Annotated in this window: 23 protein-coding genes; 12 read left to right on the plus strand and 11 right to left on the minus strand. The window is 71.9% G+C overall.

The features are described 5' to 3' along the window. Nucleotides 1-250 precede the first annotated feature (250 nt). The 8 genes from ACIA6C_RS08500 (at nt 251) to ACIA6C_RS08535 (ending at nt 6,421) form a co-directional block, all read left to right on the plus strand. Nucleotides 251-946 (plus strand): 2-oxo-4-hydroxy-4-carboxy-5-ureidoimidazoline decarboxylase, encoded by a 696-nt coding sequence (locus tag ACIA6C_RS08500; RefSeq protein ID WP_399273794.1) that lies wholly within the window; start codon nt 251-253, stop codon nt 944-946. Between the two features lie 152 nt (nt 947-1,098). Then, a complete protein-coding gene (gene sdhC / locus ACIA6C_RS08505) occupies nt 1,099-1,479 on the plus strand; it encodes a succinate dehydrogenase, cytochrome b556 subunit (protein ID WP_329197694.1) in 381 nt (126 codons plus the stop codon). Nucleotides 1,480-1,484: 5 nt separating this feature from the next. Next, entirely contained in the window at nt 1,485-1,967 is a 483-nt protein-coding gene (locus tag ACIA6C_RS08510; protein ID WP_190183100.1) for a succinate dehydrogenase hydrophobic membrane anchor subunit, read from the plus strand. Nucleotides 1,968-1,991: 24 nt separating this feature from the next. Next, nucleotides 1,992-3,746, plus strand: coding sequence for a succinate dehydrogenase flavoprotein subunit (sdhA, locus tag ACIA6C_RS08515; RefSeq protein ID WP_366082567.1), 1,755 nt, complete (start codon nt 1,992-1,994; stop codon nt 3,744-3,746). After that, entirely contained in the window at nt 3,746-4,513 is a 768-nt protein-coding gene (locus tag ACIA6C_RS08520) for a succinate dehydrogenase iron-sulfur subunit (RefSeq protein WP_190183098.1), read from the plus strand. Before sdhA ends, ACIA6C_RS08520 begins: the two co-directional genes overlap by 1 nt. 318 nt (nt 4,514-4,831) lie before the next feature. Continuing rightward, nucleotides 4,832-5,236 (plus strand): hypothetical protein, encoded by a 405-nt coding sequence (locus ACIA6C_RS08525; protein WP_366082566.1) that lies wholly within the window; start codon nt 4,832-4,834, stop codon nt 5,234-5,236. 7 nt (nt 5,237-5,243) lie between these two features. Next, nucleotides 5,244-5,675 carry a thiol-disulfide oxidoreductase DCC family protein gene (locus ACIA6C_RS08530; protein WP_399273798.1) on the plus strand — a complete coding sequence of 144 codons (432 nt, stop codon included), beginning with the start codon at nt 5,244-5,246 and terminating at the stop codon, nt 5,673-5,675. A gap of 11 nt (nt 5,676-5,686) precedes the next feature. Continuing rightward, complete coding sequence (locus ACIA6C_RS08535) at nt 5,687-6,421, plus strand: TetR family transcriptional regulator (protein WP_361129562.1); 735 nt, start codon at nt 5,687-5,689, stop codon at nt 6,419-6,421. Nucleotides 6,422-6,451: 30 nt separating this feature from the next. Here the strand turns inward: ACIA6C_RS08535 and ACIA6C_RS08540 are convergent, their stop codons facing one another. From ACIA6C_RS08540 to ACIA6C_RS08550, 3 genes are all read right to left on the minus strand, one after another. Then, nucleotides 6,452-8,008 (minus strand): ABC transporter substrate-binding protein, encoded by a 1,557-nt coding sequence (locus ACIA6C_RS08540; RefSeq protein ID WP_399273800.1) that lies wholly within the window; start codon nt 8,006-8,008, stop codon nt 6,452-6,454. A gap of 88 nt (nt 8,009-8,096) precedes the next feature. Continuing rightward, the gene (locus tag ACIA6C_RS08545) at nt 8,097-9,416 is read right to left on the minus strand and encodes a metallophosphoesterase (protein WP_399273802.1); all 1,320 of its coding nucleotides are present in this window, start codon (nt 9,414-9,416) and stop codon (nt 8,097-8,099) included. Beyond that, the gene (locus ACIA6C_RS08550; protein WP_399273804.1) at nt 9,413-9,658 is read right to left on the minus strand and encodes an SCO4848 family membrane protein; all 246 of its coding nucleotides are present in this window, start codon (nt 9,656-9,658) and stop codon (nt 9,413-9,415) included. Before ACIA6C_RS08550 ends, ACIA6C_RS08545 begins: the two co-directional genes overlap by 4 nt. 121 nt (nt 9,659-9,779) lie before the next feature. On the opposite strand from ACIA6C_RS08550, the gene ACIA6C_RS08555 reads away from it, so the two are divergent. Next, complete coding sequence (locus ACIA6C_RS08555) at nt 9,780-11,039, plus strand: D-alanyl-D-alanine carboxypeptidase family protein (RefSeq protein WP_399273806.1); 1,260 nt, start codon at nt 9,780-9,782, stop codon at nt 11,037-11,039. Between the two features lie 105 nt (nt 11,040-11,144). On the opposite strand, the gene ACIA6C_RS08560 is transcribed toward ACIA6C_RS08555, so the two are convergent. The 4 genes from ACIA6C_RS08560 to glyA form a co-directional block, all read right to left on the minus strand. Further along, complete coding sequence (locus tag ACIA6C_RS08560) at nt 11,145-12,050, minus strand: YihY/virulence factor BrkB family protein (protein WP_366082707.1); 906 nt, start codon at nt 12,048-12,050, stop codon at nt 11,145-11,147. 166 nt (nt 12,051-12,216) lie between these two features. Beyond that, nucleotides 12,217-12,813, minus strand: a complete 597-nt coding sequence (locus ACIA6C_RS08565) for a 2'-5' RNA ligase family protein (protein ID WP_399273808.1) — start codon at nt 12,811-12,813, stop codon at nt 12,217-12,219. A 98-nt stretch (nt 12,814-12,911) separates the two neighbouring features. Further along, entirely contained in the window at nt 12,912-13,925 is a 1,014-nt protein-coding gene (gene trpS, locus ACIA6C_RS08570) for a tryptophan--tRNA ligase (RefSeq protein ID WP_361129581.1), read from the minus strand. A 261-nt stretch (nt 13,926-14,186) separates the two neighbouring features. Then, nucleotides 14,187-15,455, minus strand: a complete 1,269-nt coding sequence (gene glyA, locus ACIA6C_RS08575; protein WP_399273811.1) for a serine hydroxymethyltransferase — start codon at nt 15,453-15,455, stop codon at nt 14,187-14,189. A gap of 234 nt (nt 15,456-15,689) precedes the next feature. Here glyA and rocD point away from each other — a divergent pair, with 234 nt between their 5' ends. Then, on the plus strand, nt 15,690-16,895 hold the full coding sequence (gene rocD, locus ACIA6C_RS08580; protein WP_399273813.1) for an ornithine--oxo-acid transaminase: 1,206 nt from the start codon (nt 15,690-15,692) through the stop codon (nt 16,893-16,895). 19 nt (nt 16,896-16,914) lie between these two features. Here the strand turns inward: rocD and ACIA6C_RS08585 are convergent, their stop codons facing one another. Then, a complete protein-coding gene (locus ACIA6C_RS08585) occupies nt 16,915-18,105 on the minus strand; it encodes a glutathionylspermidine synthase family protein (RefSeq protein WP_399273815.1) in 1,191 nt (396 codons plus the stop codon). Nucleotides 18,106-18,121: 16 nt separating this feature from the next. Further along, a complete protein-coding gene (locus tag ACIA6C_RS08590) occupies nt 18,122-18,418 on the minus strand; it encodes a hypothetical protein (RefSeq protein ID WP_361129591.1) in 297 nt (98 codons plus the stop codon). A 125-nt stretch (nt 18,419-18,543) separates the two neighbouring features. Between ACIA6C_RS08590 and ACIA6C_RS08595 the strand changes: the two genes are divergently transcribed. Beyond that, entirely contained in the window at nt 18,544-19,344 is an 801-nt protein-coding gene (locus ACIA6C_RS08595) for a hypothetical protein (RefSeq protein ID WP_399274540.1), read from the plus strand. Between the two features lie 198 nt (nt 19,345-19,542). On the opposite strand, the gene ACIA6C_RS08600 is transcribed toward ACIA6C_RS08595, so the two are convergent. Further along, nucleotides 19,543-20,955, minus strand: a complete 1,413-nt coding sequence (locus ACIA6C_RS08600) for a PLP-dependent aminotransferase family protein (RefSeq protein WP_399273817.1) — start codon at nt 20,953-20,955, stop codon at nt 19,543-19,545. Nucleotides 20,956-21,001: 46 nt separating this feature from the next. Here ACIA6C_RS08600 and ACIA6C_RS08605 point away from each other — a divergent pair, with 46 nt between their 5' ends. Beyond that, nucleotides 21,002-21,505: a carboxymuconolactone decarboxylase family protein gene (locus ACIA6C_RS08605; protein ID WP_399273819.1), complete on the plus strand. Its 504-nt coding sequence runs from the start codon at nt 21,002-21,004 to the stop codon at nt 21,503-21,505. A 36-nt stretch (nt 21,506-21,541) separates the two neighbouring features. Here the strand turns inward: ACIA6C_RS08605 and ACIA6C_RS08610 are convergent, their stop codons facing one another. Next, the gene (locus ACIA6C_RS08610; protein ID WP_399273821.1) at nt 21,542-22,579 is read right to left on the minus strand and encodes a hypothetical protein; all 1,038 of its coding nucleotides are present in this window, start codon (nt 22,577-22,579) and stop codon (nt 21,542-21,544) included.

Consider the following 22,579-nt stretch of genomic DNA (forward strand, 5'->3'; position numbering starts at 1 on the left):
TTGTACAACCAGCAACCAACCCTGTGCGGAGCGGGGTGTGACAGAAAACGCATCGGGGGCGCTGACATGAGTACGGGCTTGTCGCACGAGCCCGTGTCGGACGGCGACCGGGGCCTCTCCTGTGGGGGGTGGCGGCCTCGGTCGTCTTCCCCTGTTCGTCCTGGTCATGCATGCCAGGCGTCATCCTTTCGGCTCACTTCCGGGTGAAATCCGCGAATCGGCACGCCACAGGCTGCCCGGCATCGCTAGCGTGGCGGTACACCCGCGCCGCGCCCCGAGGAGCCCCCCGCTGTCCAGCCACTTTCCGGCACAGGCCAAAGGGAGCACCTCCTCGGGGGCCCCTCCCGGAGGGAGCCCGGGGGAGAAGTCTCGGGGAAGCTCCGGCGTTCCGGTACCCGCCGGCGACCACGGTTGCGGGCTCGCTCGGTTCAACTCCCTGCCGCACGACACGGCCCGGGCGGCCCTGCTGCACTGCTGCGGCAGCGGGCGCTGGGCGCACCGGCTGGCCACCCACCGCCCCTATCCCGACCGCGCCGCGCTGCTGGCCGCGGCGGACGAGGCCTCCTACGACCTGTCCCAGAGCGACCTGACGGGCGCGCTGGCCCGCGAGTGCTCGGCGGAACTGGCGCACGGAGCCCCGTACGCCGCGCTCCTCGCGCTGGACGCGGCGCGGGCGGAGTACGAGCGGACCTTCGGTCACGCCTTCGTGATCTGCCTGGACGGATACCCGCCGGAAGAGCGGGCGGACGTCCTGCTGGCGGCGATCCGGCGGCGGATGGCCCACGAGACGGACGAGGAGCGGGCGATCTCGGCGGACGAGCTGCGGCGCCTCGCGCAGGCCCGGCTCGTGCGGCTGCTGGACCGGCTGCCGGACCTCATGACCGGGCCGCTCCCGCCCGACGGCCCGTCGGCGGCCGATTTCGGGCTATTTGCCCCTGTGGGATAGCCCGTCCGTGCCTGTTTGATCACACCGATGGACCCGGCGCAAGGGAACCGACAAAGCGTCGCTACGATGTCCGGGGCCGGTGGACCGTACCCGGCCGGGCCCGACCGACAAAGAAGCCGGCTGGCCCCCGCCCCGCTTCCGGAGGGTTTTCCGTGCCGGCTGGAACGTTGTACCGCGGCCGGGAAGGAATGTGGTCCTGGGTGGCTCATCGAGTCACCGGCGTCCTCATCTTCTTCTTCCTGTTCGTACACGTCCTCGACACCGCTCTCGTACGCGTCTCCCCCGAGGCGTACGACGATGTCGTGGCTACCTACAAGACTCCGATCGTCGCGCTGCTGGAGTACGGCCTCGTGGCCGCCATCCTCTTCCACGCGCTCAACGGTCTGCGTGTGATCGCCGTGGACTTCTGGTCCAAGGGCCCCCGTTACCAGAAGACGATGTTCTGGTGGGTCGGGGGCATCTGGATCGTGCTGATGGCCGGAGCTGTCTACCCGGTCCTGCACCACGCCTACCTCGAACTGTTCGGGAAGTGACACGCATGTCTTCTGACACTTCTTCCGCCCAGGCCATCGGCGCCGTAGAGGGCGTCTCCCTCTACGACGTCGAGAACCCGGCGCCGTACATCGAGGCCCCGCGCAAGCGCACCGGCAAGACGCCGCGCTCGACCCGCGGCAACTTCGAGATGGCCGCATGGCTCTTCATGCGCCTGTCGGGCATCGTCCTGGTGGTGCTGGTCATCGGCCACCTGCTCATCCAGCTGGTGCTGGACGGCGGCGTCACCAAGATCGGCTTCGCCTTCGTCGCGGGCCGCTGGGCGTCCCCGTTCTGGCAGGTCTGGGACCTGCTGATGCTGTGGCTGGCCATGCTGCACGGCTCGAACGGTCTGCGTACGGTCATCAACGACTACGCGGAACGTCCGGGCACGCGGCTGTGGCTGAAGGGCCTGCTCTACACCGCCACGGTGTTCACCATCCTTCTGGGCACGCTGGTGATCTTCACCTTCGACCCGAACATCCGCTAGGCACGGGCTGAGGCGAATCGACTCATGAAGATCCACAAGTACGACACCGTCATCGTCGGCGCCGGTGGCGCCGGCATGCGCGCCGCCATCGAGGCGACGAAGCGCAGCCGCACCGCCGTGCTGACGAAGCTCTACCCCACCCGCTCCCACACGGGCGCCGCGCAGGGCGGCATGGCCGCCGCGCTCGCCAACGTGGAGGACGACAACTGGGAGTGGCACACCTTCGACACGGTCAAGGGCGGTGACTACCTGGTCGACCAGGACGCCGCCGAGATCCTGGCGAAGGAGGCCATCGACGCGGTCCTCGACCTGGAGAAGATGGGCCTGCCGTTCAACCGCACCCCGGACGGCACCATCGACCAGCGCCGCTTCGGCGGCCACTCCCGCAACCACGGCGAGGCGCCGGTCCGCCGGTCCTGCTACGCCGCGGACCGCACCGGCCACATGATCCTCCAGACGCTGTACCAGAACTGCGTCAAGGAGGGCGTGGAGTTCTTCAACGAGTTCTACGTCCTGGACCAGATCCTGGTCGAGGAGGACGGCGTCAAGAAGTCGGCCGGCGTGGTCGCGTACGAGCTCGCCACCGGCGAGATCCACGTGTTCCACGCGAAGTCCGTCATCTACGCCTCCGGCGGCACCGGCAAGTTCTTCAAGGTGACCTCCAACGCGCACACCCTGACGGGTGACGGCCAGGCGGCCTGCTACCGCCGGGGCCTGCCGCTGGAGGACATGGAGTTCTTCCAGTTCCACCCGACGGGCATCTGGCGCATGGGCATCCTGCTGACGGAGGGCGCCCGTGGTGAGGGCGGCATCCTCCGCAACAAGGACGGCGAGCGCTTCATGGAGAAGTACGCGCCGGTCATGAAGGACCTCGCGTCCCGTGACGTCGTCTCGCGCTCCATCTACACCGAGATCCGCGAGGGCCGCGGCTGCGGTCCGGCCGGTGACCACGTGTACCTGGACCTGACGCACCTTCCGCCGGAGCAGCTCGACGCGAAGCTCCCGGACATCACCGAGTTCGCGCGCACGTACCTCGGCATCGAGCCCTACACGGACCCGATCCCGATCCAGCCCACCGCGCACTACGCCATGGGCGGCATCCCGACCAACGTCGAGGGTGAGGTCCTGGCGGACAACACCACCGTCGTCCCGGGTCTGTACGCGGCCGGCGAGGTCGCCTGCGTCTCCGTGCACGGCGCGAACCGTCTGGGCACCAACTCGCTGCTGGACATCAACGTCTTCGGCAAGCGCTCCGGCATCGCCGCGGCCGCGTACGCGCACGCGAACGACTACGTCGCGCTGCCCGAGAACCCGGCGCAGCAGGTCGTCGACCTGGTCGAGCAGCTGCGTTCCTCCACGGGCACCGAGCGGGTCGCGGACCTGCGCCTGGAGCTCCAGGAGACGATGGACGCGTGCGTGATGGTGTTCCGTACGGAGCAGACCATCAAGACCGCGGTCGAGAAGATCGCGGAGCTGCGCGAGCGCTACAAGAACGTGTCCGTCCAGGACAAGGGCAAGCGCTTCAACACGGACCTGCTGGAAGCCATCGAGCTGGGCAACCTGCTCGACCTGGCCGAGGTCATGGCCGTGTCCGCGCTGGCGCGCAAGGAGTCCCGCGGCGGTCACTACCGCGAGGACTACCCGAACCGCGACGACGTCAACTTCATGCGCCACACCATGGCGTACCGCGAGGTCGGCGACGACGGTAAGGACAGCGTCCGGCTGGACTACAAGCCCGTCGTCGTCACCCGCTACCAGCCGATGGAGCGTAAGTACTGATGGCCACCCCGACCCTGTCCAAGACGGACGCGATGGAGGCCGCGGCCGCGGCCTCGCCCTTCATCACGGTCACGTTCCGGATCCGCCGCTTCAACCCCGAGATCTCGGACGAGGCGCAGTGGCAGGACTTCCAGATCGAGATCGACCCGAAGGAGCGCGTGCTCGACGGTCTCCACAAGATCAAGTGGGACCTGGACGGCACGCTGACCTTCCGCCGCTCGTGCGCGCACGGCATCTGCGGCTCCGACGCGATGCGGATCAACGGCAAGAACAGGCTCGCCTGCAAGACGCTGATCAAGGACATCAACCCGGAGAAGCCCATCACCATCGAGGCCATCAAGGGCCTCACGGTGATGAAGGACCTCGTGGTCGACATGGAACCCTTCTTCCAGGCCTACCGCGACGTGATGCCGTTCCTGGTCACGACGGGCAACGAGCCGACGCGCGAGCGCCTGCAGTCCGCCGAGGACCGCGAGCGCTTCGACGACACCACCAAGTGCATCCTGTGCGCCGCGTGCACGTCCTCGTGCCCGGTGTTCTGGAACGACGGCCAGTACTTCGGCCCGGCGGCGATCGTCAACGCGCACCGCTTCATCTTCGACTCGCGTGACGAGGCCGGCGAGCAGCGGCTGGAGATCCTGAACGACAAGGACGGCGTGTGGCGCTGCCGCACGACCTTCAACTGCACCGACGCGTGCCCGCGTGGCATCGAGGTCACGAAGGCCATCCAGGAAGTCAAGCGCGCCCTGATCACGCGCCGCTTCTAGTCCTTGCCGCACCTCTTGCACCGCTCGGCCCCGGAGGGCCCCGCGGACTGCGAGGTGCCGCGCCGGACTCCGTCCGGCGGTCCCGGCCGAGGCCCGTACCCCCTTGGGGGTGCGGGCCTTTGCCGTTTCCCCTGCCGGAGCCCGGCGCGCACGCTCCCCCGCCCGATCAGGTGGAGGGAGCGCCCCGGGCCGCCGAGCCGGAGCGGGAGGGCTGGGACTGCGCCGCCAAATCGGCCCGGGCCGAACGCTTGAACCTGTTCAAAAAGAGGGCTAGAGTCATCGACGTCAGCAGTTGAACGCGTTCAAAGGGGCTGGGGCATGGACCTCACCGTGGTTGCGTACGTCATCTATCTGGTCATCAGCATCGGGCTCACCGTCTGGGTCGCCCGAACCCTGACGCGCAACGGACGGATCTTCATCGCCGATGTACTCCAGGGCAACGAGAAGCTCGCCGACGCCGTGAACCACCTGCTGGTCGTCGGGTTCTACCTGGTGAACATCGGCTTCGTGACCCTCTACCTACGCTCGGCCGACACCATCCAGGAGGCCCGCGGGCTGTTCGAGGCGCTCTCGGTGAAGCTCGGCGTCGTCCTGCTCGTGCTCGGCGTGATGCACCTCGGCAACGTGTGGGTGCTCAACAAGATGCGCCGCCGCGGGATCATGGAGCGCCAGCAGACGCCGCCGGTCGCCCCCCAGGGGTGGACCGCCCCGGCCGGGGTCTGAGGCCACCGTGGCCACCGCGCCCGCGCCGATCCGGCACCTGACCGTCCTCTACGACGCGAACTGCCCGCTGTGCGTCCACATCCGGCACTGGCTCCTCGGGCAGCGGTGGCTCGTGCCGCTGCGGCTGGTCCCCGCCGGATCGTACGAGGCACGGCAGCGGTTCCCCGGCCTGGACCACGCGGCGACGCTGCGCCGGATCACCGTGGTCGGGGACACCGGCCAGGTCTGGACGGACACCGACGCCTTCATCGTGTGCCTGTGGGCCCTGGCCGAACACCGGCCGAGGGCCAACTGGCTGGCCACCCCCGCCGGCCGCCCCTTCGCCCGCGCCGCGATGTACACCGCCTCCGCCTGGCGGGCCGCGGTCCGTACCGACGGCGGGGCGGGGCCTATGCAGGAAGAACCGGCCTGTGACGACCACTGCGCCGTACCCCGATAGGGTCGTATACCGTGACCGACCAGAAGGCTCCGAAGAGCGAACAGACCCGCACCCTCATCCTCGAAACCGCCCTCCGCCTGTTCCAGGAGCGCGGGTTCGACAAGACGACGATGCGGGTCATCGCCAAGGAGGCAGGGGTCTCGGTCGGCAACGCGTACTACTACTTCGCTTCGAAGGAACACCTGGTCCAGGGGTTCTACGACCGGATCGGCGCCGCACACCAGGCGGCGGTCCGGCCGATCCTGGACAACGAGAGCGACTTGCAGAAGCGGCTGGCGGGCGTCCTGACGAGCTGGCTGGACATCGCGGCTCCGTACCACGAGTTCGCGTCGCAGTTCTTCAAGAACGCCGCCGACCCGGAGAGCCCGCTCAGCCCCTTCTCGCCCGAATCGGAGCCCGCCCGCAAGGCGGCGATCGACATGCACCGCGAGGTGCTGGCGGGCGCGAAGACGAAGGTGCCGGAGGAACTGGCCGACGTACTGCCCGAGCTGATGTGGCTCTCGCAGATGGGGCTGGTCCTGTACTGGGTCTTCGACCGCTCGCCGGACAGCGAGAAGACCCGCCGGCTCGCCGAGCGCGGCGCGCAGCTGACGACGCGGGGCATCGTCCTCGCCCGGTTCCGGGTGCTGCGGCCGCTGGTGCGGGAGGTGCACGAACTGTTCGCGGACTTCCTGCCGGGCATGGCCCAGACGGCGGTCTCCCGCAAGAAGCGCGCCTCCGACCCCTACCCCGAGGAGAAGTCCTAGCCCGCGGGACAGGGCCTCGGCCCCCTCCGCCTAGAGCCAGTTGAGTTCCGACAGGCGCCACACGCCCGTGCCGTCGGACAGGTACTGCGCTCCGCCGACCGCCTCGCGGTACATCACGTAGTCCTTCTTCTGCCAGATCGGCAGGATCGGGACCTGCTGGGAGACGAGCTTCTGGAGCTCGCGGAAGTCGGCGGACGCCTCGCCCCGGACCGAGTGGCCCCGGGTGCGGGCGATCAGGTCGTCGACGGCCTTGTCGGAGTAGCCGTTGTTCATGCTGGAGCCGGTGGCGACGAGGGGGGCGAGGAAGTTGTCCGCGTCCGGGAAGTCGGCGATCCACCCCAGGGTGTAGGCGTCGAAGTCGCCGGCCGCGTACTCCTTCTGGTAGTCCTGGAACGCGGCGACCGCCTTGATCTTCAGCTGGAACAGGCCGGTCGCCGACAGCTGCTTGGCGATCGCGTCGGCTTCCTCGACGTTGGCGCCCCGATCGTTGACCCCCAGGGTCAACGAGACGGGCGTGGTGATCCCGGCGTCCTTGAGGATCTTCTTGGCCGTCGCCTCGTCGGGCGTGGGGTAGGTGTCGAAGAACGGCGTGCTGTGTCCCGCGACTCCGGCCGGTACGAGGGAGTAGAGCGGGGTGACCGTGCCCTTGTGGACGTCGGCGGCCAGCTTCGAGCGGTCCAGCAGGGCGGCGATCGCCTGGCGCACGGCGGGCCGGGCGGTGGTCGATCCGGGCCGCACGTTGAAGATCATGATGCGGGTCTCGGTACCGCCGGAGACCTGGTAGCGGGTGTCCTGCAGCCCCGGGCCCAGGCCCGCGAGCACCTCGGGCGGCATGTCGCGGTGGGCGACGTCGATCTTCCGGTCCGTCCAGGCCTTGTTGAGTTCGGCGGCGCCCTTGAAGTACTTGACGGTGACCGGCGCGAGGGCCGGCTTGGCCTGCCCCTTGTACGTCGGGTTGGGCCTCAGCTCGGCGCTCGTGCCGGCCTCGTAGCCGGCGAGGGTGAAGGGGCCCGAGCCGTCGACCTTTTCGCCCTCCCGCAGCGCCTTGGCGGGGTACAGGTCCTTGTCCACGATCGAGGCGGCGCCCGTCGCGATCTTGAAGGGGAAGGTGGCGTCGGGGGCCTTGAGGGTGAAGGTGACGGTGGCGCCGTCGGCCTTGACCGACGCCAGGGTGTCGAAGAGCGAGGCCGGACCCTGGTCGGCGTTGATCGCCTTGATCCGGTCGAAGGAGTACTTCACGTCCTCGGCGGTGACGGCGCGCCCGTTGGAGAACTTCACGTCCGGGCGGAGGCGGCACCGGTACGTGGTGAGTTGCTGCCCGGCGAACGCGCACTCGGAGGCCGCATCCGGCACCGGCGTGTCCGAGCCGGACTTGATGGTCAGCAGCGACTGGTAGACGTTGCTGAACAGGGCCCACGACCCGGCGTCGTACGCCCCGGCCGGGTCGAGGCTGGAGACGGAGTCGCTGGTACCGACCCTGATGGCGCCGCGGCCCTCGCCGTCGGGCAGCAGCTGCCACGCCGCGATGCCGCCGGCCGCCGCGAGGACGAGACCGGCCGCGATGATCTTAGGTCTGACAGACCCCATCCCCTGACCCCGCTGTTCAGACTAGGCGCTCCGATTATCGGTCACCCAATCACGGAATATCAGCCACCGGAAGGCCCGCGATGCCTGCTCAGGCCTGGTATGAGGCGAGTTCGACCACAGTGATGTCCGACGGAGCGCCCACCCGGACGGGCGGCCCCCAGGCACCCGCGCCGCGCGACACGTACAGCTGTGTGTCCCCGTAGCGTTCGAGTCCGGCGACGGTGGGATTGGCGAGTTCGGCGATGTAGTTGCCCGGCCAGAGCTGGCCCCCGTGGGTGTGGCCGGAGAGCTGGAGGTCGACGCCGTGCCGGACGGCGTCGTGGATCACGATCGGCTGGTGGGCGAGGAGCACGGCGGTCCGGCTGCGGTCGCGGTCGCCGAGCGCCGCCTGGAAGTCGGGGCCGTGGCCCTCGCTCTTGCCCTGGACGTCGTTGACCCCGGCGAGGTCGAAGTACGGCAGGGCGCGGCGGGCGTTCTCCAGCGGCTGGAGGCCGAGCTCGCGCACGTGGCCGATCCACTGCTCGGCGCCGGAGAAGTACTCGTGGTTGCCGGTGACGAAGAAGGAGCCGTGCCGGGCCCTGAGTCCGCGCAGCGGTTCGGCGGCCGGGCCGAGGTCGTGCACGGTGCCGTCCACGAGGTCGCCGACGACGGCAATGAGGTCGGGCTGGGTGCGGTTGACGGTCTCCACGATGCGGGCGGTGTGGGCCCGGCCGAGGATCGGGCCGAGGTGGACGTCGCTCACGACCGCGATCCGGAAGCCGTGCGCCGCGCGGGGCAGCTTGGCGAGGGGCACCTGCACGCGCTTGACGCGGGGGCCGCGCAGCACCCCGTACGTCCCGGCGCCGACGGTGGCGAGGGCCGCGGCCGCAGCGGCCCCGCCGACGGTTCGGGCGACGAACCGCCGCCGGGTGATCTCGGCGGGGGCGGGGGCGGGGGCGGGCTCCGCCCTGGGCTCCGGGCCCGGCTCGGGCTCGGGCTCCGGTGCCGGTGCCGGTGCCCGAGCGGGAGCCGGTGCCGGGGCGGGGAAGGGCCGCGGCTCCGGGGAAGCGGCGGCCGGTACGGGCTCCGGCGCGGGCGCGGGCTTCCGCGCCGCGATCCGGCGCAGCCACAGCCGGCGCACCGGCTCGGCCACCAGCATCGCCATCGTCAGGTACAGCAGCACCGCCAGCCACATGAACCCCGGCCAGGCCACCGCCCGCTGGAGCCAGAACGGCGCGCCCGCGTGCCCCGCCACCAGCGCCGCGACCGCGAGCACCGGAAGGGCGAACGCGAGCACGGTCCCCGCCCTGCGCGCGACACCGCCCGGCCGGGTGGTGTCACGGACCAGCCGGGCCCACAGCCACCGGTGCACCAGGGCCAACAGGAGCAGTACCGCGAGCGCGACCACCGCGAAGACGAATACGGTCATCGTGACGCGCGCCGCAGCGCACGCACGCCGCGCAACCCGATCACCCCAACGGCCGTCCCCAGGAGAAAGGACGTGACCGCGAGGAGAAGGTGGACCCAGAAGTACGCCGTAGGGTCACCGGCCGCGTCGAAGGACAGGCCGCTTCCGTTCTTCCACAAATTCCGGACGAAGGTCACCCAGATGAACCAGCTCCACACTCCGAAAGCGAGCAGGAACCAGGAGGAGGCGCGGCTGAGTTTCATGCCCTCAGTATCGGTTTCGTCGCCAGGACGGACGCGCCGGGGTGGGCTGTACCGGCGTCGGTTGCGGCGGTTCGGCCTCTCCGCGGCTGCCGTCAGCCCATCGGGATGTACTTTCACCTGCGTGTCTGCCAAGAAGACCGCGCTGACGGTCCTTTCCGCCGCGCTCCTGGTCCCCGCGATGCTCTCGGCCCCCGCGCACGCCCGTCCGGCGGTGCCGTCGGCGCCGCCGACGGACGGGAAGGGCAGGCTTCCCAGATCTGCCGCACCGCCCTCGTCGATGTCCAGCGTCGGCGGCGCCGCACTGGGGCAGCCCGGCACCCAGGTGAACCTGCTGCCCGGGGCGCCGGCCCTGCCGGCGAACCTCACGGGGCGGTCCTGGATCGTGGCGGACGCCGACACCGGCGAGGTGCTGGCCGCGCACAACGCGCACTGGCGGCTCCCGCCGGCCTCCACGATGAAGATGCTGTTCGCGGACACCGTGCTGCCGACCCTGCCCAAGGACCAGGTGCACAAGGTGACGGAGGGGGAGATGGCCGACGTCGGCGCGGGCAGCAGCCTCGTCGGGGTCAAGGAGGACGCCGAGTACACCGTCCACGACCTGTGGCTCGGGGTCTTCCTCCGTTCGGGCAACGACGCGGTGCACGTGCTGTCGGCGATGAACGGCGGCATCGAGAAGACCGTCAAGGACATGCAGGCGCACGCCGAGGAGCTCCAGGCCCTCGACACCCATGTGGTCTCCCCGGACGGGTACGACGCCCCCGGCCAGGTGTCGAGCGCCTACGACCTCACCCTCATCGCCCGCTCGGGACTCCAGAAGAAGGACTTCCGGGAGTACTGCGGCACGGCGAGCGCGCAGTTCCCCGGGGGCCGGCAGCTGGGCAAGGCGCGCGACTCCTTCGAGATCCAGAACACCAACCGGCTGATGACGGGCGCGGGCGGCATCACCCCGTACAAGGGCATCGCCGGGGTGAAGAACGGCAACACCAGCATGGCCGGTTCCACCTTCACCGGCATGGCGAAGCGCGGCGAGAAGAGCCTGCTGGTCACGGTGATGGACCCGGGCGCCGGTGGGATCAACTCGGTGTACGAGGAGACCGCGGACCTCTTCGACTGGGGCTTCGCGGCGGTCGGGAAGGTCAAGCCGGTCGGTGAGCTGGTGCCGCCGAAGAGCGCGGACACCAAGTCGAAGGGGGCGCCCGCCCGGTCGCACCAGCAGAGCCAGGCGGCGGCCGGCGGTGACCCCGGCGACAGCGGGCTGGGTACCGCGCTGGGCATCACGGGCGGGGCGCTGGCCGCGCTGGCGGGCGGCGCGTTCGCCTTCAACCGGCGGTGGCCGCTCGGCCGGCGCGGGCGCCGGCCGGCGGACGAGGACCTGGTGTAGGGGCCCGGTTCGCAGCAGCCCGGGTCGCAGCCCGGGTGGCATAAACCCAGGTCGCAGGCCCCCAGGCCCACAGGCCCACAGGCCCGCGGGCAGGGGGCCGGGCCCTCAGGCCCGCTCCGCCCCGGGCTCGTCGCGCGGGCCGCCCGGCTGCCCGGCGCGCTCGTCGTCCCGGGTGGCCGTCCAGGCGGCGCAGAACAGCAGCAGCTTGGCCGTGAAGTTGATCCAGAGCAGCAGGGCGATCGGCACGCCGAAGGCCCCGTACATGCTCTTCCCGGCGACCTCCCGGATGTAGCCGCTGAGCAGCAGTTTCAGCAGCTCGAAGCCGGCCGCGCCGATGAGGGCCGCCTGTATCAGGCGCCCGCGCGGCGGTTGCACGCCGGGGAGCAGCGTCAGCAGGTAGAGCAGCAGCAGGAAGGCGGCGAGGACCCCGACGAGGAAGGCCCCCGTACGCAGGACCACGCCGCCCACGCCGTGCTGGGGGACGCCGAGCAGGTCGCCGAACTTGCCGACCGCGCTGGCCCCGACGATCGAGGCGGCGGCCGAGGCCAGGCCGGCGCCGCCGAGGCCGAGCAGCACCAGAGCGTCCTTGCCCTTGCGGACGACGGGGTTGCCCTGGTCCTCGTCGTCCTTCTCCCAGACGGCGCGCAGGCAGTCGCGCATCGAGCCGACCCAGCCGATGCCGGTGAAGAGCAGCAGGGCGCCCGCCACGAGTCCGACGGTGCCCGCGTTGGCGACGAGTCCGTTGATGTCGAGCTGGTCGGAGATGCCGGGGACCTGGTGGGCGAGGTTCTTCTGGAGCCGGTCCAGCTGCTCCTGGCTGAGGAGTCCCGCGCCGATGGCGGCGGCCACCGTGATCAGCGGGAACAGCGCGAGGAAGCTGATGAAGGTGATCGCGGCGGCGAGCCGGGACCAGTGCACGCGGTCGAGCCTCTCGTACGCATGCCAGGCGTGCGTACGCATCAAGGCGGCCACCAGCGGCCCGATCACCGGGATCTTCGTCAGCCAGTCCATGGGGTCACCGTAAATGGGATGCCGGAAATAGCCGGGATTGCACTGCTTTGGGACTACGGTCGTCGATTGTGACTTTTCACCAAGCGCACTCGATGGGGCGGCCGTTTCACGCCCTGGTCCTACGGAGGCTCAGGTTCCGCACGCTCCAGGCCCTGCGGCCCCTCCGTCAGGAGCGCCGTATGACCGCCCCGGCCGCCTCGTTCGCCGGGGAACCCGACTGCGTCGGGAGGCCCGCCGGGCCGGGGCCGAAAGGGTACTCGCGCAGCTTCCGCCAGACGCCGTCCGAGCCCTGCTCGTAGAGCGCGAAGCCCTCGCACAGCCACTCGGCGCAGTAGTCGGCGAGCGTAGCGAACGCCACGTCCATCGCTTCCTCGGAGATCCCGTGGGCGACGGTGACGTGCGGGTGGTACGGGAACGCCAGCTCGCGCTCCAGCGGCCCCTCGGGGTCGCGGAGCCGGCCCTGGAGGCGGGTGCAGCCGGAGCCGCCCTCCACCACCTTGACGAACACGACCGGCGAGAGGGGGCGGAAGGTTCCCGTGCCCTCCAGCCGCATCGCGAACGCGCGGAAGTCCGCCGCGACCTCGGCGAGGTGGGCCCGGATCGCCGGGAGCCGGCCGGCGTCGACCTCGGTGGGCGGGACCAGGGTGACGTGCGTGGGGATGCCGTGCGCGGCGGCGTCCCCGAAGCCGGCGCGCAGCTCCTGGAGGCTGCTGCCGTACGGCTCCGGGACCGCGATCGAAACGCCGAGCGTTACGGTCCCCACGTGTGTCTCCTCCGTCTGTCGCTTCTGTCTGTCCCCGATCGGGTGGTGCCGCCTCAGTGTGGCGCCACCACCCCCCGGACCGCCAGGGCTCTCGTCGGTCAGTGCTTGGCGGGCAGGAAACCGAGCCGGTCGTACGCCTGGGCCAGGGTCTCGGCGGCGACCGCGCGGGCCTTCTCCGCACCCTTGGCCAGGATGGAGTCCAGCGTCTCCGGGTCGTCCAGGTATTCCTGGGTGCGCTGACGGAACGGTGTGACGAAGTCGACCATCACGCCGGCGAGGTCCGTCTTGAGCGCGCCGTAGCCCTTGCCCTCGTACGAGGCCTCCAGGGCCGGGATCGACTCGCCCGTGAGGGTGGAGTAGATCGTGAGCAGGTTGCTGACGCCGGGCTTGTTCACCGTGTCGAAGCGGATCTCGGCCTCGGTGTCGGTGACCGCGCTCTTGATCTTCTTCTCGGTGACCTTGGGCTCGTCGAGGAGGTTGATCAGGCCCTTGGGGGACGACGCCGACTTCGACATCTTGCTGGCCGGGTCCTGGAGGTCGTAGATCTTCGCGACCTCCTTGACGATGTGCGCGGCGGGCAGCGTGAAGGTCGGGCCGAACCGCTGGTTGAAGCGCTCGGCCAGGTCGCGGGTGAGCTCGATGTGCTGGCGCTGGTCCTCGCCGACGGGGACGGCGTTGGCCTGGTAGAGCAGGATGTCGGCGACCTGGAGGATCGGGTACGTGAACAGGCCGACGGTGGCGTTGTTGACGCCGCCCTTGGCGGACTTGTCCTTGAACTGGGTCATCCGGCTGGCCTCGCCGAAGCCGGTGATGCAGTTCATGACCCAGCCGAGCTGCGCGTGCTCGGGGACGTGGCTCTGGATGAAGAGCGTGCAGCGCTCGGGGTCCAGGCCGGCGGCGAGCAGCTGCGCGGCGGAGAGCCGGGTGTTCGCGCGGAGGTCCTTCGGATCCTGGGGCATGGTGATCGCGTGCAGGTCGACGACCATGTAGAAGGCGTCGTGCGTTTCCTGCAGGGCGACGTACTGGCGGATGGCTCCGAGGTAGTTCCCGAGGTGGAACGAGCCGGAGGTGGGCTGGATGCCGGAGAGCGCGCGAGGACGATCAGAAGCCATGGGTTCATTCTCTCAGGTGCGGGGGCGGGCTCGGGCCCGCCGCTGGCCGGAACCCTCCGGGTCGCGACCTCCCACCCGCCGGGGCGGCCCCGGTACCGACCGGTAGCGCCCCGACCGGATCCCGCCCAGGCCGAGCGACCGCTTTTGCGCCGCTGGGCCGCCTCCCGGCCCCCGCCGCCTCGGACCGGCCCCGGCGTCCCTCTGCGGGCCCGTCGGCGTTCGAGGCGCGGGGTCCGGGGCGGCGCCCCGGGCTGATCGGCGTCAGGAGAGGGGCAGGCCCGGGGCCGGGAAGGCGGACAGGAGGGACGAGACCTCCGCACGGATCGCGGCCAGCGCCCGCTCGTCCGCGCGAGCGGCGGCGTCCACCGCCCGGGAGATCCAGTCCGCCACCACCGGCATGTGCTCCACCGACAACCCCCGCGACGTCAGCGACGGCGTCCCGATCCGGATCCCCGACGGGTCGAACGGCTTGCGCGGATCGAACGGCACCGTGTTGTAGTTCACGACGATCCCCGCCCGGTCCAGCGCCTTCGCCGCCACCTTCCCCGGCACCCCCCGCGAGGTCAGGTCCAGCAGGATCAGGTGGTTGTCCGTACCCCCGGACACCAGGTCGAAGCCCCGCTCCAGCAACGACGCGGCCAGCGCCTTCGCGTTGGCGACGACCGCGTGCGCGTACGTGACGAACGCCGGCTGCGCCGCCTCGTGCAGGGCCACCGCGATGCCCGCGGTCGTCTGGTTGTGCGGGCCGCCCTGGAGGCCCGGGAAGACCGCCTTGTCGATGGCCTTCGCGTGCTCCTCCCGGCACATCAGCATCGCGCCGCGCGGCCCGCGCAGGGTCTTGTGGGTGGTCGTGGAGATGACGTCCACGTGGCCCGCCGGGCTGGGGTGCGCCCCTCCCGCGATCAGGCCCGCGATGTGCGCCACGTCCGCGACCAGGAGGGAGCCGGCCTCCTTGGCGATCGACGCGAAGGCCCCGAAGTCGATCGTGCGCGGCAGTGCGGTACCGCCGCAGAACATGATCTTCGGCCGCTCGGCGAGGGCGAGGTCGCGGACCGCGTCGTAGTCGATGAGCCCGGTGTCGGCGCGGACCCCGTACTGCACGCCCCGGAACCAGGAGCCCGTCGCCGAGACGCCCCAGCCGTGCGTGAGGTGCCCGCCCATCGGCAGCGCCATGCCCATCACCGTGTCGCCCGGCCGGGCGAAGGCCAGGTACACGGCCAGGTTCGCCGGGGAGCCGGAGTACGGCTGCACGTTCGCGTGGTCCACGCCGAACAGGCCCTTGGCCCGCTCGATCGCGAGGGCCTCGATCCGGTCGATGTTCTGCTGGCCCTCGTAGTAGCGGCGGCCCGGGTAGCCCTCGCTGTACTTGTTCTGCAGGACGGTGCCGGAGGCCTCCAGCACCGCCGCCGACACGTAGTTCTCGCTCGGGATGAGGCGGAGCGTCTCCGCCTGGAGGGTCTCCTCGGCCGCGACGAACGACGCCAGCTCGGGGTCGGTCGCGGAAAGGGCGGGATGGCGGCGCGCTGTCATGGCGGTCCTCCGGGGTCGATGTCTGGTCTCGTCCCCGCGAGGCCCAGGCGAGCGGCCCTGTGTGCGGTCCTGCCCGCACGACTCCCCCGGAGTCGTTTCCCCGTGCGCCAGTCGCCGTGCGTACGGCCCACCTTAGCGGGCACGCCACGAGAAAGGTTTCTCCGTCCGGTATACGAGCGAACATGGAAAGTGACGCCACCCTCGTCGACTGCCTGACGGACGATCGGAGACCCCGTGTCGAAGACTGCTGATGCCATCCGCTCCGCCGACGCGCACAGCGCGCACAACTACCACCCGCTCCCGATCGTCGTCGCCTCGGCGGAGGGCGCGTGGATGACCGACGTGGAGGGCCGCAGGTACCTCGACATGCTCGCCGGCTACTCGGCGCTCAACTTCGGCCACGGCAACCGCCGTCTGATCGACGCCGCCCGCGCGCAGCTGGAGCGGGTCACGCTCACCTCCCGCGCCTTCCACCACGACCGCTTCGCGGACTTCTGCACCGAACTCGCCGCCCTGTGCGGTAAGGAGATGGTGCTGCCGATGAACACGGGCGCGGAGGCCGTGGAGACGGCGGTCAAGACGGCCCGCAAGTGGGGGTACGAGGTCAAGGGCGTGCCGGACGGCCACGCCAAGATCGTCGTGGCGGCCGACAACTTCCACGGCCGGACCACCACCATCGTGTCCTTCTCGACCGACCACGAGGCCCGCGACCACTTCGGGCCGTACACCCCCGGCTTCGAGATCGTCCCGTACGGCGACCTCACCGCGCTCTCCCACGCCTTGACCTCGAACACCGTGGCCGTGCTGCTGGAGCCGGTCCAGGGCGAGGCGGGCGTCCTCGTCCCCCCGGCCGGCTACCTCCAGGGCGTACGGGACCTCACGCGCGAGCGGAACGTCCTGTTCATGGCGGACGAGATCCAGTCGGGCCTCGGCCGTACCGGCGAGACCTTCGCGTGCGCGCACGAGGGGGTCGTGCCGGACGTGTACATCCTCGGCAAGGCGCTGGGCGGCGGCGTCGTCCCCGTCTCCGCCGTGGTCGCCGACCGGGACGTGCTCGGGGTGTTCCGGCCCGGCGAGCACGGGTCCACCTTCGGCGGGAACCCGCTGGCCTGCGCCGTCGCCCTGGAGGTGATCGCGATGCTGCGGACCGGCGAGTACCAGCAGCGCGCCACCGAACTCGGCGACCACCTGCACCGGGAGCTGAACCTGCTGGTGGGCGGCGGCGCCGTGACGGCCGTACGGGGGCGCGGCCTGTGGGCGGGCGTCGACATCGACCCGGCGCACGGCACGGGCCGGGAGATCTCCGAGAAGCTGATGGAGCTGGGGGTGCTGGTGAAGGACACCCACGGCTCGACCATCCGGATCGCCCCGCCGCTGGTGATCAGCAAGGAGGACCTGGACTGGGGCCTGGACCAGCTGCGGACGGTGCTGGCGGTCTGACGGGACCGTCTGCGAGGGCCTAGAGGATGACGTGGGGCAGGAAGCGGGCGTACTCGTCCGTGACCGGCCCCGCCGATTCCCGGATGCCCAGCCCCGCCGCCTCCTCCTCGACGACCCACGCGCCGAGCACCACCCGGTTGCCGTCGAAGTCCGGCAGCGGGGACAGGGCCTGGAAGACGTACGTCTCGTCCTCCTCCGGCGTGAACGGCTCCCCGCCCACCGGGTGCAGGGTGACCCCCGCCCCCTCGCGGCCCAGCAGCGGCTTGGCCGCGAACCCGGTGGTGTCCGCGAGCTCGCGCGGCCCGTCGAGATAGGCGGGCAGCAGATTGGGGTGCTCGGGGAACATCTCCCACAGGATCGCCAGCAGCGCCTTGTTGGCGAGGAGCATCTTCCACAGCGGCTCGATCCAGCAGGTGCTGCCGGAGCCGCCGCCGTGGTCGTACGTGTCGAGCACCTGCGGGCCGAACGCGTCCTCGGCCAGCCACTCCCACGGGTAGAGCTTGAAGCAGCTGCGGATGAACCGGAGCCGGTCGTCCACGAAGCGGCCGGACAGGCTGTCCCAGCCGATCTGTTCCACGGACAGGGCGTGCGTGGCCAGACCCGCCTGCTCGGCGGTCTCCTGGAGGTAGGCGACCGTCATCAGGTCCTCGCCGAGCTCGTCGGTCTCGGAGTGCGCGAAGTGGACGGGCCCGGGCGGCAGCAGTTCCGCCTGCCGGCGCCACGCCTCGACGAGGCGCTCGTGCAGGGAGTTCCACTGGTCGGCGCCGGGGAAGCGTTCCTCCATCCAGAACCACTGCGGGCTCGCCGCCTCGACCAGGGAGGTGGGGGTGTCCGCGTTGTACTCCAGCAGCTTGGCCGGGGCTCCGGAGTCGTCGTAGCGCAGGTCGAAACGGCCGTACAGGGACGGCTGTTCCGCGCGGCGCCGCCAGGACTCGGCGATGCGGGCGGCGAGTCGGGGATCGTTGATGCCGAGGTCTTCGAAGCGGTCGTGCTCGACGATGTGGGCGGCCGCGGCGAGGCACATGGCGTGCAGTTCCTCGACGACGTTCTCCAGCGCCTCGACCTCGGGGAGGGAGAAGGAGTAGTACGCGCTCTCGTCCCAGTAGGGGCGCAGGGAGTCGTCGGGGTAGCGGGTCAGGGGGTAGATCAGGCCCTGTTCCTCGACGGTCCTCTGCCAGTCGGGGCGGGGCTCGATAGTGTGCCGCTTCACGTGGCCGGACCTTTCCTCAGCCGCCGCTGGAGCCGCTGTGGCCGCCGATGCCGCCGCGGGTGACGGCGGACTTGTCGAAGCTGCCGCCCTTGACCTTGCCGCTGCTGGTGGTGCCGCCGTAGTAGTACGCGCCGCGGCCGCCGCTCTTGCACTCCTTCTCGTTCAGCTTCTGCAAGGTGGCGCGGTCGGCACAGCGCTTGTCGGGCTCGCTGCTGCCGCAGGCCACGAGGGTGGCGGCGAGCAGGCCCATGCCGCCGAGGGCGACGGCGCCCGAGCGCATGCGGCGGCGGGTGGTGGCGTCGGTGGTGTCCATGTACGGGTTCGCTCCCCCTGGGTTGCGTTGCCCGACAGCCTAGAGCGGGGTGGCGGGGGATGGAATCCGGCCGTCGTCACACGCTGGTCACGACGGTGACCTACAGTCTGTTCGTGCTGATTGGGATGGTTTGCGCGCTGGGTGCGGCGGTCTGTTTCGGGACGGCGTCGGTCCTGCAGGCGGTGGCCGCGCGGGCGGCGGAGCCGGGGACGGGGTCGGGGGTGGACGCGGCCCTGCTGCTGCGGGCGGTGCGGCAGTGGCGGTACGTGGCGGGGCTGGGCCTGGACGCGATCGGGTTCGTCCTGCAGATCGTGGCGCTGCGGCACATCCCCATCTACGTGGTGGGGGCCGCGCTCGCGGCGAGCCTGGCGGTGACGGCGGTGGTCGCGGCGCGGCTGCTGCGGGTACGGCTGAGCCGGGCGGAGTGGGGGGCCGTCGCGGTGGTGTGCGGGGGGCTCGTGATGCTGGGGCTGGCCTCGGGCGAGGAGGGCACGGAGACGGGCCCGCCCGGGCTGAGGCCGGCGCTGCTGGGGGTCGCGGCGGTGGTGCTGCTCGCCGGGGCGGCGGCGGGCCGGCTCCCCGGCCGCGCCCGGGCCCTGGCGCTGGGCCTGGCGGCGGGGACCGGCTTCGGGGTGGTGGAGGTGGCGGTCCGCCTCATCGACGGCCCGGACCTCGCCAACCCGACGCTGTACGCCCTGCTGTTGGGCGGGGGCGCGGCGTTCCTGCTGCTCACGTCGGCGCTCCAGCGGGGTTCGGTGACGGCGGCGACGGCGGGGATGGTCCTGGGCGAGACGGTCGGCCCGGCGGCGGTGGGCGTGGCCTGGCTCGGGGACCGCACCCGCGAGGGCCTGACCTGGCTGGCCGTCCTCGGCTTCGCGGTGGCGGTCGCAGGCTCGCTGGCCCTGGCCCGCTTCGGCGAACCGTGACCCGACCGCGTCTCCACCCGCCGGGCCCGCCCGGGTGTCCGCCCGGTGCCCCCGCCCGGGCCGAGGGGACGGCCGGGGTCAGCCGGACCGGCGGCGCCGCCCCGGCGGGGCGCGCCGGTGTCGGCGGGGGTTGCCGCGGGGGGCGGGGTGGTGGCCGGGCGGAGTCGGGACCGCTTCGCCGGGCCGGCGGGGCGCTCCTCAGGGGAGGGCCGAAAGGAGGGCCGACAGGGTGGGGGACCAGGCGCTGTCCGGCGGGTTGCCGTAGCCGACCACCACCGCCTCCCTCGGCGGGAGGTCGGACAGGGGGTGGCGGAAGGCCGACAGGCCCTCCAGGGCCAGCCCCTGCCCGGCCGCCGCCTGGAGCACCGGCCGCTCCGTGCCCCGGGCGAGGTCCAGGACCACGTACAGCCCCGCCGCGATTCCGGCGACCCCCGTCACCGACGCCCTGCCGGACACCGCCTCGACCACCGCGTCCCGGCGTCTGCGGTACCGCGTCCGCATCCCCCGCACGTGCCGGTCGTACGCCCCGGACCGGATGAACTCGGCCAGCGTCAGGTGCTCCACCGCGCCCGAGGTCCAGTCGATCCGGCCCTTCGCCGCGAGCACCTCCTCCAGCAGCGCGTCCGGCACCACCATCCAGCCCATCCGAAGCCCCGGCGCCAGGGACTTGCTCGCCGTCCCCAGATACACCACGCGGTCCGGGTCCAGCCCCTGGAGGGCGCCGACCGGCTGGCGGTCGTAGCGGAACTCCCCGTCGTAGTCGTCCTCCAGGATCAGGCCGCCCGTGGTGCGCGCCCAGTCGATCGCCGCCGTCCGCCGCTCGGGCGTCAGCGCGACGCCCGTCGGGAACTGGTGCGCCGGGGTGAGCAGGACCGCGCCCACCGCCTTGCCGGGCAGTTCGTCCGTCCGCGCCCCGGCCCCGTCAAGCCGCAGCGGGTGCGTCCGCAGCCCGGCCTCCGTGAGCAGCTCCCGGTGTACGCCGAGCCCGTACCCCTCCACCGCCACGTCCCGTACCCGCCGCCCCCGCAGCACCTTCGACAGCAGCATCAGCCCGTGCGCGAACCCCGCGCACAGCACGATCCGTTCGGGGTCCGCGTACACGCCGCGCGCCCGCGCCAGGTACCCGGCCAGCGCCTCCCGCAACTCCACCCGGCCCCGTACGTCCACCGCGTAGCCGAACGCCTCGTTCGGGGCGCCGGCGAGCGCCCGCCGGGTCGCCGCCGCCCAGGCCGCGCGGGGGAAGCCGGCCAGGTCCGGCGAGCCGGAGAGCAGGCTGTACGCGGGCCCCCGGCGCGCGGGGGGACGCACCCGGGCGGCGGGCGCCGGAGCGCTGCGGCGCGCTCTGGCCCGCTCCGCGACCCGGGTGCCGGAGCCCTGGCGGGCCGTCAGCCAGCCCTCGGCGACGAGTTCCGCGTACGCCTCGGCGACCGTGTTGCGGGCGATGGCCAGGTCCGCCGCGAGGGACCGCGAGGACGGCAGCCGCGTCCCGGGGGCCAGCCGCCCGCTGCGCGCCGCCTCGCGCAGGGCCTCGGTCAGCCCGGCCCGCAGGCCCTTTCCGCCGGCGAGGTCGAGGTGCAGGTCGGCGCCGAAAGTGGCCCAGGATTCCATCATGGATGTGGACCATATCGGCGGGCTGCCCGCCTCCTACGGTAGGGGCATGACGACGACGAACGAAACCACCGGATACGCCCCCGAAGAGCCGGCCCGCCTGAACTGGTACAAGCACGCACCCGAGGTCTACAAGGCGATGGTCGCCCTGGAGATCGCGTCCAAGAAGGGCCTCGACCCGGTCCTGGTCGAGCTGGTCAAGACCCGGGCCTCGCAGCTCAACAACTGCGCCTTCTGCCTGGACATGCACGCCAAGGACGCCCTGGCGGCGGGCGAGCGCGTCGAACGCCTCGTCCAGCTCTCCGCCTGGCGCGAGTCGCGGCACTTCTACACCGAGAAGGAGCTGGCGGCGCTCGAACTGACGGAGTCGGTGACCGTCCTGACGGACGGCTTCGTTCCCGACGAGGTCTACGCGACCGCGGCCGGGCACTTCGAGGACGCCGAGCTGGTCCAGCTGATCGCCGTGATCACCACGATCAACGCCTGGAACCGGTTCGGCGTCACCTGCCGGCTGGTCCCGGGCCACTACAAGCCGGGCTCGCTGGCGCACTGAACGCCCCGTCGGGGGCGGTCCCGCAAGAGCACCGCCTCAGCCGCCCGGCCGGAAGGCCTCCAGCGCCGCCGAGTGGTGCCCGAGGGTGACCGTCCAGTCGGCGGCCGGGCCGGCGGTCAGGACGGCCCACTTGGCGCCGTCCTGGGTGCGCGAGACGCGCTCCACGCCCCGGCGCCGCCCGTGGGACTCCACGCTGTCGTACTCGTAGACCAGCTCCGCTGCGTCGGCGGAACCCGGCACCTGCCCGACGCGGATCTCCTCGTAGCCCGAGGTGCGGGCGCGCAGGTCGGCGGAGGCGCCTTGGACGGCCCCGAGCGGGCTGAGGTCCGCTTCGCTGACCCGGAAGACCTGGAGCAGGGAAGTCCGGTCGGGTGAGCGGTAGAAGACGCCGCTCTCGGCCTCCTCCCGGAGCCAGCCGGACGGCACGGCGATGGTGAACCCCTTCGGGTCCCGGACCGTCTCGTGCGCCGCGTCCGTACTGGGGCCGGTGCTCGCGGACGGGCTCCCCGAGGGGCTCTCGGAGGGACTCCCGGACGACTCTGCGAGCGGCGGCCGCGACCCGGACCCGCCGCCGTCCACCGGGGCGCTCGACGCCGACGCCCCCGCGTGCGGGGACGGCTGCCCGGAGCCGCGCTCGACGAACCAGACGGCGGCCGCCCCGATCGCGAGGGCGGCCACCGCGATGCCGGCCGTGGTCGGCGTCAGCCACCGCCGCCCGCCCGGCCCGTCGGGGCGCGGGGGCCCCGGCGGTACGGGCGGGGGTGGCGGCGGGCCGGGCGGCAGGTGCGGGTCGTACGGCGGCGGCACCGGCGGCAGGCCCCCGTCGTACAGCGGCGGCCGCCCCCCGTCGTACAGCGGCGGCCGGCTCCCGTCTTGGGCCTGCGGCGCGGGCGACGCACCCGCGTCGTAGGCCTGCGGCGCGGTCGGCGCCAGCGGGTCGTACGCCGGCGGTGCCTGCGGCGTCGCGGCGGGGCCGGAAGCGGGTCCCGGGGCCGGGGTGTCGGCGGGGGCGTCCCACACCCAGCGCTGCGTCCGCGCGTCCCAGCGGGGTGCGCCCTGCGGCTGCGGGGCCAC

This window comes from Streptomyces sp. NPDC051578 (assembly GCF_044454045.1).
In the GTDB taxonomy this organism is placed as follows: Bacteria; Actinomycetota; Actinomycetes; order Streptomycetales; family Streptomycetaceae; genus Streptomyces.